General features: G+C 64.0%; 12 protein-coding genes. 10 read left to right on the top strand and 2 right to left on the bottom strand.

Annotated features, from left to right (window positions below; genetic code table 11):
* Positions 1-145: 145 nt before the first annotated feature.
* Complete coding sequence (gltX, locus tag B5F33_RS03325; protein WP_087410376.1) at positions 146-1,627, top strand: glutamate--tRNA ligase; 1,482 nt, start codon at positions 146-148, stop codon at positions 1,625-1,627.
* Positions 1,628-2,236: 609 nt separating this feature from the next.
* Here the strand turns inward: gltX and B5F33_RS03320 are convergent.
* Positions 2,237-2,857, bottom strand: coding sequence for a hypothetical protein (locus B5F33_RS03320; RefSeq protein WP_143757934.1), 621 nt, complete (start codon positions 2,855-2,857; stop codon positions 2,237-2,239).
* Between the two features lie 3 nt (positions 2,858-2,860).
* A complete protein-coding gene (locus tag B5F33_RS03315; protein ID WP_087410374.1) occupies positions 2,861-3,292 on the bottom strand; it encodes a hypothetical protein in 432 nt (143 codons plus the stop codon).
* 347 nt (positions 3,293-3,639) lie between these two features.
* On the opposite strand from B5F33_RS03315, the gene sdaAA reads away from it, so the two are divergent.
* The 9 genes from sdaAA to B5F33_RS03270 all read left to right on the top strand — a co-directional run bounded on the left by sdaAA (position 3,640) and on the right by B5F33_RS03270 (position 16,617).
* The gene (sdaAA, locus tag B5F33_RS03310) at positions 3,640-5,223 is read left to right on the top strand and encodes an L-serine ammonia-lyase, iron-sulfur-dependent, subunit alpha (protein WP_087410373.1); all 1,584 of its coding nucleotides are present in this window, start codon (positions 3,640-3,642) and stop codon (positions 5,221-5,223) included.
* A gap of 451 nt (positions 5,224-5,674) precedes the next feature.
* Complete coding sequence (locus tag B5F33_RS03305; protein WP_087410372.1) at positions 5,675-7,330, top strand: L,D-transpeptidase family protein; 1,656 nt, start codon at positions 5,675-5,677, stop codon at positions 7,328-7,330.
* 104 nt (positions 7,331-7,434) lie between these two features.
* The gene (locus B5F33_RS03300) at positions 7,435-8,184 is read left to right on the top strand and encodes a response regulator transcription factor (RefSeq protein ID WP_087410371.1); all 750 of its coding nucleotides are present in this window, start codon (positions 7,435-7,437) and stop codon (positions 8,182-8,184) included.
* 3 nt (positions 8,185-8,187) lie between these two features.
* Positions 8,188-9,246, top strand: a complete 1,059-nt coding sequence (locus tag B5F33_RS03295) for a HAMP domain-containing sensor histidine kinase (protein WP_087410370.1) — start codon at positions 8,188-8,190, stop codon at positions 9,244-9,246.
* Positions 9,247-9,381: 135 nt separating this feature from the next.
* Entirely contained in the window at positions 9,382-10,062 is a 681-nt protein-coding gene (locus B5F33_RS03290; protein WP_087410369.1) for an ABC transporter ATP-binding protein, read from the top strand.
* Between the two features lies 1 nt (position 10,063).
* Complete coding sequence (locus tag B5F33_RS03285) at positions 10,064-12,967, top strand: ABC transporter permease (protein WP_087410368.1); 2,904 nt, start codon at positions 10,064-10,066, stop codon at positions 12,965-12,967.
* A 286-nt stretch (positions 12,968-13,253) separates the two neighbouring features.
* Positions 13,254-14,609: an efflux RND transporter periplasmic adaptor subunit gene (locus B5F33_RS03280; protein ID WP_087410367.1), complete on the top strand. Its 1,356-nt coding sequence runs from the start codon at positions 13,254-13,256 to the stop codon at positions 14,607-14,609.
* Complete coding sequence (locus B5F33_RS03275; RefSeq protein ID WP_087410366.1) at positions 14,606-15,391, top strand: ABC transporter ATP-binding protein; 786 nt, start codon at positions 14,606-14,608, stop codon at positions 15,389-15,391. The genes B5F33_RS03280 and B5F33_RS03275 overlap by 4 nt, the downstream gene beginning before the upstream one ends.
* A complete protein-coding gene (locus B5F33_RS03270) occupies positions 15,388-16,617 on the top strand; it encodes an ABC transporter permease (RefSeq protein WP_087410365.1) in 1,230 nt (409 codons plus the stop codon). The genes B5F33_RS03275 and B5F33_RS03270 overlap by 4 nt, the downstream gene beginning before the upstream one ends.
* Positions 16,618-16,672 lie beyond the last annotated feature (55 nt).

The raw sequence follows: 16,672 nt of genomic DNA, 5'->3' as shown, positions 1-16,672 counted from the left end.
CCGATTCGATAGGCGGGCCGCTCGATACGCAATTGATGTATTTTCCCATTCATACCCCCAAAACATCCACCTGAGCCCGACGGTTTTGTTCAATGCCATATAATGCAGCACGTCAGATTCGTAGTTCCCATTCCAAGGAGCATCCATGAGCTCAAACGTTCGCGTACGCTTCGCCCCCTCGCCCACCGGCAAGCTGCATATCGGCGGCGCCCGCACGGCCATCTATAACTGGGCGTTTGCCCGCGCCAACGGCGGCACCTTCATCCTGCGCATCGACGACACCGATCCCACGCGCTCGACCGAAGAGAACACCCAGGTGATCCTGCGCGCCATGCGCTGGCTCGGGCTTGACTGGGACGAGGGCCCCGAGGTCGGCGGAGACTTCGGCCCCTACGCGCAGACCGAGCGCATGGACCTCTACCGCGAGGCCGCCGAGCGCCTGCTCGCCGAGGGCAAGGCCTACCCGTGCTTCTGCACGCCCGAGCAGCTCGCCCAGGACCGTGCCGAGGCCCAGGCCCGCAAAGACCCCTTCCAGGGCTACAACCGCCGCTGCCGCAACATCCCGGCCGACGAGGCGCGCGCCCGCATGGAGGCCGGCGAGCCCTACACGCTGCGCATCAAGGTTCCCGAGGACCGCGGCGACGTGGTAATCGACGACGCCGTGCACGGCAAGGTGGTCTTCGACGCCAAGGAGCTCGACGACTTCGTGATCTTCCGCTCCGACGGCACCCCCACCTACAACTTCGCGACCGTGGTCGATGACGCCGCTATGGGCATCACCCACGTCATCCGCGGCGATGACCACCTGTCCAACACCCCGCGCCAGGTCATGGTCTACGAGGCGCTTGGGAGCCCCGTGCCCACCTTCGCGCACATCTCCATGATCTTGGGCGCCGACGGCAAGAAGCTCTCCAAGCGCCACGGCGCTACCTCCGTCGAGGAGTACCGCGACGCCGGCTACCTCTCCGACGCCTTCGTGAACTACCTGGCGCTGCTGGGCTGGTCGCTCGACGGCGAGACGACCGTGATCCCGCGCGACGTGCTCGCCCGCGAGTTCTCGCTCGAGCGCATCTCCAAGAACCCGGCGACCTTCGACCCCAAGAAGCTCGACTGGATGAACGCCGAGTACATCAACCGCATGGACGACGAGACCTTTGTGTCCCAGATTCTGCGCCCGCAGCTTGAGGCGGCCGGCGTGGATGTCAAGGGCGCCGAGCACGACGCCGCCTGGTGGGACCTGCTCGCCGAGATTGTGCGTCCGCGCACCAAGATGCCCGCCGACGCCGCAGGTGTCGCCGCCCCGGTGTTCGCGACGGCCGAGACGCTCGCCTATGACGAGAAGTCCGTCAACAAGGGCCTTGCCAAGGAGGGCATGGGTGCCGTACTCGACGCCGCACGCAAGGCGCTGGCCGCACTCGACGAGGCCAGTTGGACCGCCGAGGCGATCGACGCCGCGCTCGAGCCGCTGCCCGAGGCGCTCGATTTGAAAAAGCGCCTCGTGTTCCAAGCCGTGCGCGTGGCCGAGTGTGGCAACATGGTGAGCCCTCCGCTCGGCGAGACCATGCAGCTCATCGGCCGTGAGGACTGCCTGGCGCGCATCGACCGCGCTCGTACGATGGCGCTGTAGCTCGCCGTCCGCCCCCGCTGCCGACCCTGTCGCCGGTCCTGCCGCCGGACTCCTCCGCTGGGCCAGGGCCGATTGCAAAGTGACTCGTTCGCCGACGCTCAGTAATTCTTTGGAATTCCAGCCGATTCCGAAGAAAAGCTGAGCGTCGGCGTTTTTCTAGCGTGGTAGGCACCGCAACCGACCCGCGGGCTCCGGCGCGTCGCAGGCACCGCGACCGACTCGCAGACCCCAGAGCGTCGCAGACACCGCGACCGACCCGCATGCCTCAGCTTGGGCTATCGGACACACGAAAACGCGTCCGTACAAGCCGCCCAATAAACTCGTTTCGGTTTTATGCAGTTAGTTCGCGACTTTCCGAGTAGACCCCTCTTTCGGCCTCTCGAATCCAGACGCTTTGTTGCAGAAATCAGGCGTCTACTCGGCAAATTGAAAAGTAACTGCATAAAACCGAAACGAGTTTTTGCGGCGTGGCGCAAGCAAGGGCGCCGCACCACTATTTGCCCCCAAGAGTTTGCCGAGGTGCGTCCAAGCCCGCCCGCAACCCATCACGAGCTGCGGCTGCTACCCTAGCTCCTCACGATCCGCCCGTATACAGGAACTCCTCATACGTTAGCCATCTATTCCAGAGGCCGATGCCGACGCGGAGCTGCCTTCTTCTGGATTTAGCTCAGTGGCTGCCTCGGTCGTCCACATATCAAGGGCATCGCTCAACGGCCCTGTATCCCCATTCATGCTGTAGGCAACGCTGTCGATCAGAACATAATACTTACCAGCTAGCCCATTGAACTGAATCGTCAGAAGCTCTCTGCCACGTGCATCGAGCAACGAAAGGGATGCCTGATAGCCGCCAACAAGGTCGCGCTCGGACTCCACGAAGGCTCCGTAATCTTTCCAGTAGGTAAAGTCGGAATCTTTGAGCAAGTTGCACGCCGCGGCCACAATCGTCTGGTCGCGCGTATAGATCGAACCCCGAGCCTGAACGCCCGAGTAGCATGACACCTTAATAGCTTCGACGTCGTCCCAGGCGGTTTTAACACCTGACTGAACATCCTGAGGTTCAGCCCCTTCGATAAGGTGCGTCGCATCTATCGTTTTGCCCCACATCCATGGCAGACCAAAGGAGCGATACAGCGCCGGAACCGCCATGTACAGCGCAGCAGCCACCAAGCACAAAAGTACCATCAGCGCAGCGAAGCGCCATCGTCTCGAACTACTTGCTGCTGCGCACATGATCTAGATCCCCGTTCGAGCGTCAGGTGAGTCGCAAACGCCCTCCAGGCTCGCCTTGAGCTTCTCGCACCCCTCAATCGCGTCGTCAACAGCCCGAAGCGTCTCTTTGATGCGCTGATGTACGAACAGGTCGACAAACGAGTTGTCCAGCACATAGTCGGCGAAGGTAAGAAACTCCCCGGTATCCAGACGTCCCTCGAGCTGGCTCGCATCGCGCAAATCATCGGAGAGCCGCCTCAAGCCATCTTCTGCAAGCCGAAGCTCTCTTTGGGCATCGGCCATCTTTTCGCGCTTCCACAGCGTAGTAAAGAGTGCGCCGCCAAGCATATCTGCCCAGCTCCAGGCCTTAGCGCTTCGCAGAAGGTTCTCGGCGGCTCGAAGATGGTCCAAAACGCTGTCGATGGTTTGAAGAGTTTCGGACAAGTCGTACGCCATGACAATCCCTCCTATGGGCATCGCACGCAAGGGCCGTGTCGCCAAACGCGCGGGGCTCACGTCCGCGACCCAGGCACACCACATGCGGCGCGGAGTCTCAATACCCAGTGCCACGCCTAGAACCAGGCACGCGGGTCAAGGCAAGCAGGCTTTCCGAACCGCATCGGTTGCAAACAAACGGGGCTCTCAGGTGCGCAGACGAATCCTTAACAGTCAGTATACCTACGGAGCATCCTGCATGCGGTAGAGTATGGCCAAAGACTCGTCGGTGCCGCCCACCGCGAACAACCACGCCGCCGCGCCTGCCCAACCACCGCTACGGGCGGCGCCCATGTAGAGGAGACGCCATGCCCCAGTCGTTTGCCACCACGTCTGCCTTTGAGATTCTAGGCCCCATCATGGTGGGACCTTCGAGCTCGCACACAGCCGGAGCCCTGCGCTGTGCCCAGGTAGCGGCATCGCTTGTTGAAGGCACAATCCGGCGTGTGACCTTCACCCTGTGGAACTCCTTTGCGCACACGCACAGCGGCCATGGAACGGACCGCGCGCTCGTAGCCGGCGTCATGGGCCTCGCAACCGACGACGAGCGCATCAAGGACGCCTTCGACCTCGCGCGCGACCGAGGGCTTGACGTCCACTTCACCATAGCCGGCGACGACGTTTCGCTGCACCCCAACACCGTCGACATCGAGCTTGAGGACAGCCGCGGCCGCATCACCTCGGTGCGTGGCGAAAGCCTGGGCGGCGGCAAGGTGCGCATCAGCAGGATCAATGGTGTCGCCGTGAGCGTGACGGGCACCTACGACACGCTGTTCGTAGCCCACCGCGACGCCCCCGGCGCGCTCGCCGCCCTCACGGCGACGCTCTCGGCCGAGCAGGTAAACATCGCGTTTTGCCGCACCTACCGCACCGAGCCGGGAGGAGCTGCCTACACGGTGTTCGAGATGGACGAACCGCCGGGCGCCGGAACGCTCGATGCCATCCGCAATCTCGAGCTCGTCGAGACGGCCACCCTCATCGAAATCCCAGGCGGCGCCTCTTCCGCCCCCGGCATCACCTGCGAAGAGCTATTCGACGACGGCGAGGAGCTCCTGCGGGTATGCCGCGACCTGCGCATGAACATCGGAGCCGTCATGGCGGTGCGGGAAGCGACCCTTATCGGCGAGGAGCGCGCTGTGGCGTCCATGCGGCGCGTGCTCGCTGTCATGCAGGACGAGACCACCGCACCCATCGCCTCCCCCCAACGCTCCCTCGGCGGCCTCATCGGAGGCGAGGCGCGCCTAGTCGCACAGGGCAATCGAATTGCGCCGACCCTTATGGGAACCGTCCAGACCGACGCCGTCGCGCGCGCCATGGCGGTGCTGGAACGCAGCGCCTCCATGGGCGTGATCGTTGCGGCACCCACCGCCGGCTCTGCGGGCGTGGTGCCGGGATGCGTGCTCGCCGTGGGACACGCCATCGGAGCCGATGACGAGACCATGATGGACGCCCTCTTCTGCGCGGCAGCCATAGGCCTCAATCTCACGACCTCGGCCAGCGTGTCTGGCGCCGAGGGCGGATGCCAGGCCGAGGTAGGAAGCGCCTCGGCCATGGCGGCGGCAGCCTTAGTGCAGCTGCTCGGTGGCACGCCCGAGCAGGCGCTCAACGCCTCGTCGCTCGCGCTGGGCAACCTGCTTGGCCTGGTATGCGATCCGGTGGGAGGCCTTGTCGAGGTGCCCTGCCAGAACCGCAACGCCATCGGTGTCGCCAACGCCTTCTCGGCAGCACAGCTCTCGCTTGCCGGCGTGAACAGCCTCGTGCCATTCGACGAGATGGCACACGTGATGCTCGAGGTAGGTCACGCCCTGCCGGTAAGCCTGCGCGAGACGGCGCGCGGCGGCATCGCACAGGCCCCCTCGGCTTGTGCCGCCTGCGGCAGTTGCAGAGGCTAGCGGCTCGTCACTTCATCCCTTCAGCCTTGGCGGAGCGCCCGACGGCGCGTGGTGTGAGGACGGTTCAGCGCGTCCGCACCATCAGAGGGCGGTCCAGTGTGACCGCTCCACTCGAGGGTGGTCCTGCGCGTCCGCAGCGCCGGGTTTTGTAGCAATCCACACGCGGGGCCTCTCTATTGTGGCAATTCACACGCTCAAGGGCCGTTTTGGGGTGGCCATTCGTGTGGCTTGCCGCAATATAGAGGGAGACCGTGTGGATTGCCACAATACCGCAACTATGGCGCCAGGAACTTCAAAGGTTTTTCGTAGTGCGGTGTGAGTTTACCGACCGGAAAACCTGTATCCGCTCGAGCGACTATAATCGCAAACGTCATCGTACACATAAAGCGGAACGCCCCGAACACCCTCCTCGGGACGCCGAACCAACATAGCCAGAGGACTTGACACGCCCATGAGCAACCATCAGCACATGAACTCGCACGACGGCGTTACCCCGCCGAACCCGATACGCGGCGCAGGCAAACATGCTGCGCCGTCTCATATGGCACCCCGTGCATCCGCCCCGTCAACGCGGCCAACATCTGAGAGCAAGAAAGGCGAGACACCTTCGCACAAGCCGGGACGCGCTCGCAAGCGTGCCGCCATCGCGGCCGGCATCATTGTGGGCATCCTCGTTGTCGCGTACGCAGCAGGCGTCGCCGCCTTCTCCAACTTCTACTACCCCGGCACCACCATCGCCGGCGTCGACGTCTCGCTCAAATCCGCGCAGGCGGCCGCAGACGAGCTTGACGCCCAGACCGCCAGTTATAACCTCACCGTCGAAGGCGATGGGTTCTCCTGGCAGTTCACCCCCAGCGCCGATGCCCCCGTGTTCGATTCGCAGGAGGTCGCGGACCGTGTGCTCGCATCAAACGACGCCATGCTCTGGCCCGCCCGACTCGTTTCGTCCCTTACGAGTCCCCAGCAAACCGCAAGCCAGTCGGACGAGACTGACCTAAGCGCCGAGGTCGACCGCAGCCTCTTTTCGACAGCTTTCGACGAGCAGGCATTTCTCGACCAGGTCGGCACAGCTGTCGACGCCTTCAACGAGGGCCGCTCCGGAACCTTCGATGCCGCCGGCGCCTACGACACCGAAAGCGGAACCTTTAGTGCCGAGCGTGCGCGCGAAAACGAGAAGCTGAACCGGGACAACGTATCGAAGTTCGCGCTCATCGCGCTCTCGCGCCTGGACGAGACGGCGAACCTCGAAGAGATCGGCAACGATGCCTTCGAGCCGCTTTCCGGCGGCATCACCGACGACCAGCTGCAGGCCGCCTGCGACGCTGCCAACGACCTGCTTGGTGTCAACGTGACGTTCAAGCTCGGCGACTCCGACGCCGGCACCATCGATGGGTCGACCGTGGCGCAATGGATCGTCTTTGACGAGAACCTCACGCCCACGCTCGACCAAAACGCGCTTACCGCCTGGGCCCAAAACCTTGCCCAGAGCTTCAACACGGTGGGCACGGAGCGCACCTACACCCGTCCCGACGGCAAGCAGATCACCATCGGGGGCGGCACCTTTGGCTGGCAGGTCGACACCGACGCCGTGGTGCAGGCCGTCCAGAACGCCGTCCAAAATCGCCAGACCGGCGACATCGAGGTGCCCACGAGCTCGCAGGGCGACAAGTACGCCGGCGCCGGACAGCCCGACTGGGGCGCCTACGTCGACGTTGACATCTCCGAGCAGCATGCGCGGTATTACGACGCAAACGGCAACCTGGTATGGGAAACCGGGGTTGTCACCGGCAAGCCCGACGGCGAAAACGACACGCCCACCGGCGTCTACAAGGTCAACAACAAGGCGCGCAACATCACGCTCGTGAGCCAAAACAAAGACCCGAAAACGGGTGAGCCTGAGTACGAGAGCCCCGTGGACTACTGGATCGCCTTCAAGGGCAGCTCGTGGGGATTCCACGATGCCAGCTGGCAGCCCAGCTGGGTGTACAGCGACCCCACGGCGTATCGCAGCCGCGGCAGCCATGGGTGCATCAACACCCCCTACGACAAGGTCGCAGAACTCTATGACCTGCTGCAGGTAGGCACCTGCGTCATCGTGCACAATTAACATTCATGGCTCGTTCGAGCCTCCCGTGGCCCTGGCCCCCATCGCGCCAGGGCCACCATGCAAAGGCGCACCCCAGCGTCTGCCAGCAACAGAAAGGAGTGGCCATGGCATCGAGGATCCTTCTGGTCGAAGACGACCTTGCCATCATCGAGGCTCTGACCGAGCTGCTCATGTCAGAAGGCTACGCCGTGGACCACGCCGCAACACAAGACGATGCGATCGAGCGGGCCCTCGCCGGATGCTCGCCAAACGCTGTCTCCCCCGCCGGGCCGGGTCTCGGCCACTTGGGCACCGGAAGCGTCACCGGCGCCCCGTACCAACTCGTGCTGCTGGACCTCACCCTGGCGAAAGGCAACGGCTTTGCCGTATGCTCTGCCATCAAGCAGGCCACGCCGTCGGTACCCGTGATCTTTCTCACTGCGTCTGACGACGAATTCAGCACCGTGACCGGCATCCAGATGGGCGCCGACGACTACGTTGCAAAGCCGTTCCGACCGCGGGAGCTCCTCGCACGCATTGCCGCGGCAATCCGGCGCTCCCAACCCCAGCGCCGCATCATCGAGTTCGGCCCGCTGCACATCGACACCGATCGTGCTCGGGTCGAACGTGCCGGCCAGGACCTCACCCTTTCGGCACTTGAATACCGTCTGTTGCTCCTGTTTGCTACAAACCAGGGCAAGCTCATCACGCGCGACCGCATTCGCGACACCCTGTGGGACGACGCCGGAACCTATATCGAAGAAAACACGCTGTCCGTCTATATCAAGCGCCTGCGCGACAAGATCGAAGACGACCCGGCACATCCGACGCTCATCGCCACGGTCCGCGGCCTTGGCTACCAGGCGCGGGGCTAACCGATGCTGCGCAACCGCGGATTCTTCCGCGCCGTCGTGGCATGGATGGTACTGGCATGCAGCCTGATGGTGCTTGCCACATGTACCGGACACGCTGAAGCATGCGCTTGGATCGCAGCGGCAGCCCTTGCCACGGCGCTGCCCTTTCTGGCGCTCACCGTATCGCGCTACCGGGCCATCGCCCGCCTTTCCGAACGCGTCGACGCCGTACTGCACGGCGAGCGCAGCGTGGACTTGGAGCACATGGAAGAGGGCGAGCTCGCGGTGCTCACCAGCGAACTCGACAAGATGGTCACGCGCCTCAACCTTACGGCAGACGAGCTCGAACGCGAGCGTCAGACACTCGCCGATGCACTTGCCGACATCTCGCATCAGCTCAAGACGCCGCTTACTTCGCTCTCCCTCTCCACCGAGCTCGTGCGTCGAAGCCTCGTCGATGAGGGTGGCCACGCATCGGAGGTTGAGCGGCTCCGCAAGATGCAGCGCCTGCAGCAGCGGGTCGAGCGGCTCGTCTCCACATTGCTCAAGCTGGCCCGCATCGACGCGGGCGTCGTACACCTAAGAACGGCGCCGGTCGACGTGGAGCATCTGGTCCAAGACGCCTTCGAACCCCTCGCCATCGCCTTCGATATCGCCGATGTCACGTTTAGCGCTCGCGTCACCCCGGGCACCACGTTTATCGGCGATGCCGGTTGGACGGCCGAGGCCCTGTCGAACATCCTCAAGAACTGCATGGAGCACACGCCGGCTGGCGGAACGGTGCAGGTGCGAGCAACGGAGGACACGATCGCCTGTCGCATGGTCATCGAGGACACGGGCGGCGGCATCGCGCCTCACGATCTGGCGCACATCTTCGAGCGCTTCTATCGCGGCGAGGCGGCGGAAGGCGCCGGACGGGTATCGAGCGATGTCGATCCGGCAGGAGTCGGGATCGGACTCTCCCTCGCGCGGGGGCTCATCACCGCCCAGGGAGGAACCCTGACGGCAGAGAACGTTCAAGATGCCGAAGGTCGCACCACCGGAGCGCGCTTTACGATCACCTTCTTCAAAACGAACGTATAGACGCGCCGCCGCAACCCCCACCCTCGCCCCAAACGCATATGCCAGGTGACGAAACTGTCACGCAGGGGTCATGTTCACGCAAGGGGCGTCATCCAGTATGGTTGGTGACGTATCCCAGGCGAGAGAGGACCTCTCATGAACATCCTTTCCGTGGAGCACCTCACCAAGGTCTACGGCACGGGCGACACCGCCGTACGCGCACTCGATGACGTCTCGTTTACCGTCGACGCGGGTGAGTTCATCGCGATCATCGGCAGCTCGGGCTCGGGCAAATCGACGCTTCTGCACCTCATGGGCGGCGTCGACCGACCGACCTCGGGCACAGTCAAGCTGCAGGGGCAGGACATCTTTGAGCGAAGCGACGAGCAACTCGCCGTGTTTCGCCGCCGCGAGGTGGGCCTCGTCTACCAGTTCTACAACCTCATCCCCGTGCTCGACGTGGTCGAGAACATGACGCTGCCCGTACAGATGGACGGTCGCTCAATCAACCAGAAACGCCTGGGCATGCTCCTGCGTGCGCTCGGCCTCACGGGCCGCGAGCACTACCTGCCCAACCAGCTCTCCGGCGGCCAGCAGCAGCGCGTCGCCATCGGCCGCGCGCTCATGAATGCACCGGCCGTGGTGCTCGCCGATGAGCCGACCGGCAATCTCGACTCCAAAAACTCCGCCGAGATCATGCAGCTCCTGCGTGACTCCAACCGCCAGCTCAAGCAAACCCTCATCGTCATCACCCACGACGAGGACATCGCACTCATGGCCGATCGCGTCATCGCGATCGAGGACGGGCGTCTCGCGCGTGACGAGAGGAGGCGCTAGGATGGGCATCTTCACGTGCTTCACCCTGCGCTCGCTCGCCCGCAACCGCGTGCGCACCGTGGTTTCCATCATCGGCGTGGCGCTCTCCTGTGCGCTGCTGTGCGCCGTGCTTACCAGCGTGGTGAGCATGACCAACATGCTCTATGAACGGACGGCGGCAGACGAAGGCACCTGGCAGGCCGAGGTCGCCTCGATCTCACAGAAAGGCCTCGACGAGCTCACCTCGGACGGGCGCGTGGCCGACCACATCGAGGTGGCCGAGCTTGGCGCCATCGACCTGGGCGACGAGAACTCAAGCGACTACGGACACTGGCTCTTCACCAAGACCTGGCCCGCTCAGCCCCATGGCACCAATCTCGTGAGCGCACCCGAGATCATCTCGGGGCGTGCCCCCGAAGCGCCGGGCGAGATCGTACTGCCTCACTATCTTGAGGACGTGTCACTTGCCCCCTGCGGCCTTGAGACCGCCGGCGTGTTGGGGTTGGGCAGCGCCGTGACCTTGGATTTGGGTACGCGCACCGTCACGATGGTCGATCCGTCGGACGGCTCCACCGATCGCTTCGTGGGCACCTCGAACTATGGCTCCTACTTCGCCGAGGATGGAACGACCTCCGAGGAGTTCGCCCAGGATCTGGGAAGCATCAGTGGAACCGTGGTGGGGTTCTACCGCTCCTACGGGTTCTCGAGCACGATGGCCTTGCAGGGCAACAGCGCCTATGTGTACGACGATGGCTCGGCCGTGGCCTCGGCGCTTTCTGACAGCTCCGACGCGACAACGGCATTCTCGATCTTCTCCGCACGCGACCCACGGGACATCCCCACCATGACCTCCGAGATTACCGACGACGACTCGTACTGCACCGGTGGTGTTGCCACGCACAATTCGCTGCTGCGCTGGCAGGGCGTCACCGGCAATGCAGACATTTGGAACACCCTGTACGGCATCGCCGGCATCCTTGCCGTGGTGATTATCATCGCAGGCGTCTCGCTCGTCTATAACTCGTTTGCCATCTCGGTCTCCGAGCGCACCCGCCAGTTCGGCCTGCTCTCGTCGCTGGGGGCAAGCAAGCGGCAGCTTCGCCGCACCGTGCTCGTGGAGGCGCTGTTGCTTGGAGTCATCGGCATTCCCTTAGGGCTTGTCCTCGGCCTTGCCGGCTGCGCCGTCGTCTTCCGCATGACCGGCGAGGGGTTGGCCTCGATGTTCGACATCGAGACCTACGGGCTTGCGGTGCGGGTCGTCGTGGACCCGATGACGCTTGCCGTCTCTGCGGCACTTGCCCTTGCAACCCTGCTCATCAGCGCCTGGATACCAGCCCTTCGCGCAAGTCGCGTCTCGGCGGTAGACGCCATCCGCCAATCCCAAGACGTACACCTCAGTCGTCGCGCCCGTCGTGCGCTCGCACGGACATCGCGTCGAGCCAACAAAGACGGTAACTCCGACGTCCGCATGCACGGACTTGCGGCTCGCCTCTTCGGCGTACCCGGCTTTGTAGCGCACCGCAACCTCTCGCGCAGCACGTCAAAGGGCCGTGTCACCGTGGCGGCGCTTGCGGTCTCCGTGGCGCTTCTCATCATCGCCGGAAGCATCGGTGACGCGCTGGGTTATGCCAGCGGCACGGCACTCAACACCATCGAAAACGTCGACCTTGGTGTCTACATAGACGCCACGACCTCCGAAAACGGGGACGGGCCCCTGCTGCGCAAGGACGGCGAGGTGAACCATCAGGCATTCCAAGACAGCCTGAATGCCCTCTACCAGCGTACGCAGGACCTCGACGGCGCCACGGCGCTCGGCTACTCCACCTCCTATATCGCCGACGCCATCATCCCTGCATCGATGATCTCTGACGGTGGGAAGGACTTCTTCGATATCCTCCTGACGGACGGCAGCTGGTCGGGCCCCATCTACGTTGAGTTCATCGACGATGCCACGTGGCAGGCCTACATCGACTCGCTCGGTCTTCCGGAAGATGACTACTGCGACCCGGCGCACCCTCTCGCCGTCGCCCTCGATACGTACGACGTGAGCAACAGCTCTACTTACAGTTCTTACCAACCGTTTGCGGGGCCAGGCACCGTCCAGACAGTCACCTTCGCGGACATCAATGGCTACTATGCCGCCGGGGTGTTCTCGAACAATCAGGGAGAACCGACCGTGTGGTACAACTCGCCCGACGGTGACGAGCAATGCGTTCCGCTCTCCGAGGGCATCGCGACCTCCACCGACCTTGCCGTGGGCGCGCTTGCCAACACGGCGCCCGCAGGCATCACCGGACACACCAACACGCCCATCCTCATGCTGCCAGCGTCTGCCATCGCGGCCTGTGACGGCATGGGCTTCGGATCGGCCGAGATGCGCTACGACACCGGAGGATCCGCAGAGACCGCCTCCAAGGTCCAGGATGCCTTTGAGCAAATCGCTACCGACTTCCCCGGACTCGACTGCACCTACAACAACTTCGCCCAAAGCAAGCAGCAGTCGCGCATGATGTCCCAGACCATCCAGACCTTCATCTACTGCTTCACCGTCATCACGGGCATGATCGCTGTAGCGAACGTCTTCAACACGCTCTCGAACTCCGTGATGCTCAGGCGCCGCGAGTTCGCCGTGCTGAAGAGCATTGGGATGGGAAACCGCGCGTTCCATCGCATGATCGCCTACGAGTGCACGAGCTACGCGTTGCGTGGGTTCGCGATCGGCCTCGCGCTGGCGGCAGTCGTGGCGGCGTTCCTCTATCAGTCCATGCAGCTGAGCTTTACTACCTACCAGCTCGGCCTCCCCTGGACGCACGTCGCGCTCTCCGCTGCCATCGTGCTTGCGGTCATCGTGGTGAGCGTCGCCTATGCCCTGCGGCGTTCGCGAGCCGCAAGCGTAGTCGAAGCCCTGCGCGAGGACGCGATCTAGCAGACCCATAGGCCGGGGCGCGCGGGCCATAACCGCTCGCAGGCCCCGGTCACCCCGCAGAGCCACCGGCCTCGAAGGGCTCCGCCGTACCGCGAGCCTGCCGGCCCCCACAAACCCACGACGCCGCAGCATTCCAAAGCCGCCAACCCAACAAACCCGCGGCGCTGAAGCCCCGCGCGTCCGTCCCGTAGCCGTTCACAGATTTTAAGATGGCACTAAGTTGACCGCCTGCTTTCAACCAGGGATGCTGGTGCCACCGAAGCCGCGATCTTGATGGGAGCCACCCATGACGCACGATCAGACCGATGACCAGAACACGACGCGCCTGCCCCTCATCGGCGTGCTCAAGCACGCGTCGGGCGGACCCGCCCTCCCCGACCCCGATACGCTCGATGCGGCAGATGCCGAGGCCTACGCCCAGCTGAAGGCGAGACGCGCCGAGCGGCGTCGCAAGAAGCTCATCCGCCGCGGTATCGCGCTGGGCGTTGTCGCCGCCATCGTCGTGGCCGTGGCCGTCGGCGTGAACGTCATGACCCAGACGCCCGAGCAAACCATGGAGCCCATAACCGATATGGCTATGAGCGGCTCCTATGTCGATGCCGTTGACGCGCGTGGCTCCCTGGAACCGCTCTCCTCGACCGTGGTGTCACCTACCGTCGATGGCACCATCTCCGAGGTGCGGGTGGCGGCCGGCCAGCAGGTCAACGCCGGCGACGTGCTCATGGTCATCGACAACCCCGACCTCGACCTTGCCGTCAACGACGCCAAGCGGTCCCTCGACGCCGCAAAGGCCGACCTCGCCGGCGCCAAGCGCACCCTCGCAAGTGCTGGCACGACTCAGGCCACCTCAGCGGATGGCGGAACAGAGAGCGCCGTCGACGCCCAGGCCGCCAAAGATGCCGTGGCGACGGCGCAGCGTGCCGTCGAAGGTGCGCAGGCAACCTACGACCAGGCCGTCGCCAAGGCAGCCGAGCGCACCGTCACCGCCCCGACCTCGGGCAGCATCGTCGCCATGAACGCACAGGTGGGCGCCAATCCCGCCGACACGTCCTCCGCATCGGGCCCGCTCATGCAGATCGCCGACCTCTCGCAAATGAAAGTCACCATCCAGGTGAGCGAAGAGGACATCGCCCGCATCGCCGTCGGCCAGAGCGCAAACGTCACCTTCCCCGCCTTCGATGGCCTCACCCTGGAGGGCACGGTGCAGAATATCGCCTCGATCGCGTCATCCTCGTCCGACATGATGTACATGGACGCCGGCAGCTCGGTCACCTTTGCGGTGGACGTGCTCATCTCTGCGCCCGACCCGCGCCTGAAGCCAGGCATGACCGCCCAGGTCCAGATCGTCACCGAACAGCTCGACAACGTGGTGATGGTCTCGCCGATGTCCCTCATGACCGACGACGGGACAAACTACTACGTCATGGTGGAAACCGACCCCGAAACGCATGCCGCCGAGCGCCGAGACGTCGAGGTCGTGGCTCAAAACGCCGACTTCGCCGTCATCGGACGCGTCGAAGGCTCGGAGCCCGCCACCACGCCCGACGGAACCGAGATTCCCCTCTCCCCGCTTTCCGACGGCGACACGATCGTCATCTCGGGCGGCATGGACATGGGCACGGACGGAATGGATGCGCTATGAGACCCGTCATCGACATGAGGGGTATCCACCGCATCTTTGAATCCGAAGGCGGCTTCGCGCACATCCTGCACGACATCTCGCTTTCGGTGAATGCGGGAGAGTTCGTGGCGATTACCGGACCATCCGGGTCGGGTAAGTCCACCCTCATGAACATCATCGGATGCCTGGACACGCCGACGGCGGGTACCTATCGGCTGGCTGGGCTCAATGTGGCCGAGCTCACCGACAGCGAGCTCGCGGAGGTGCGTGCGACCCACATCGGCTTCGTCTTCCAGAGCTTCAACCTGCTGCCCCGCCTGACCGTCCTCGAAAACGTCATGCTCCCGCTTGCCTATACTGCGCACCCGCTCTCGGGGCGCGAGCAGATCGCCGTGAAGGCGCTTCAGGCTGCAGGGCTTCCCGTCGACCACTACGACCACAAGGTCGGCGTGCTCTCGGGCGGCCAGATGCAGCGCGTGGCCATCGCCCGCGCGCTGGTGAACGATCCAGACATCATCCTTGCCGATGAGCCCACCGGCAACCTCGACACCCATACGGGCGCACTGGTGCTCCAAACGTTCCACCAGCTCAAGGCTGCCGGCAAAACCGTCGTGCTCATCACCCACGACCCGGGCGTGGCCGCAACCGCCGACCGCATCGTCCACATCGTCGACGGCAGAATAGCAGTCCCTGGCACCGACAGGCAGGGCCCACGCCATGCTTCCGCTCAGGTCGACCCAGCGCGCATTCCACTGGTCGAGCCGACGCCAGGCAACCTGGACACGCCAGGAGGTGTCGCATGAACGCAGCAGACCTGATCCGCGAAGCCGTGCGCGGCCTTGAATCCAATCGCGGCCGAAGCCTCCTTACCATCCTGGGCATCGTCATCGGCATCGCCGCCGTCATCGCCATGACCTCCCTTATCGGAGGCGTTCGCAACATGCTCGTCGGCTCGCTGGGCCTCAACGCCGCCCGCGCCGTCTACATCTCCCCCATGTACCAAATGACGGTCGAGGACCTCGACGACCTGAAGCGCATCATGCCCGAATATGAATCCATCGTGGCCTCGAGCTACGGCTACACGCAGGTCAGCGGTGCCGACGGAACCATCGACGTCGGAATCACCGGCGCCGATGCCGACTTCCTCTCGCTGACCGGCCAGATCCACCTGGCCGAGGGCCGCATGTTCAACGCGCAGGAAGAGGCATCGGCCGATCGCGTGGCCATCCTCGACCGCAGCGGCGTGAAGGCGCTCTTCGGCGATGCCGACATGTCGGTCGTGGGAAAGACCGTGCGCCTGGGCACCCACGACTATCGCATCGTGGGCGTCGACGAATCCATGCCGCAAACCGGCGGCGGCAGCACCTACATCACCGTCTACATGCCGCTTGAGACCTGCCTCAAGGACTTCAGCGGAGGCTATGAGTACCTGTCTCAGGTCATTGGCTTCGCACGCGAAGGCGCAGATATCGACGCGCTTATGGAGACGACGAAGACGCAGGTCGCCAAGGTGCTCAACATCCCCGACGACCAGATAGAAGACGGCGTCTACGTATACTCCATGAAGTCCCAGATCGATTCTATGAACGGCTTTATGAACTCGTTCTCGCTCATCATGGGCGCCGTCGCCGGCATCTCGCTTCTGGTGGGCGGCATCGGCATCATGAACATGATGCTCACCAATGTCACCGAACGCATCCGCGAGATCGGCGTGCGACGGGCACTCGGCGCGACGCGAAGCGACATCACCCTGCAGTTTCTCATGGAGTCAGCAGCGCTGTGCATCGTGGGCGGCATCATAGGGACCGTGCTCGGGTACGCCGCCTCGTGGGCGCTCTCCTTCGCGGCGACCACGTTCGGCCTCGCCGGATCTCTCACGGGAACCGAAGGGACCATCACGCCCGCGGTATCCATCGAGGCAATTGTGGCCGCAGCCGGCTTGAGCGTCCTTATCGGCCTGGTATTCGGGTTCTACCCCGCACGGCGCGCCGCCCGCATGGACCCGGTCGAGTGTCTGCGGTACCAATAGCGCCGTCTCGAACGCTCTGACAGCGCCTTCTTTCCCATCTTTCGTTTCCAATCGG

Source organism: Collinsella sp. An2, assembly GCF_002160065.1.
Lineage (GTDB): Bacteria > Actinomycetota > Coriobacteriia > Coriobacteriales > Coriobacteriaceae > Limicola.
The sequence above is the reverse complement of the archived record's forward strand: the minus strand, read 5'-3'. Positions and strand labels throughout refer to the sequence as shown.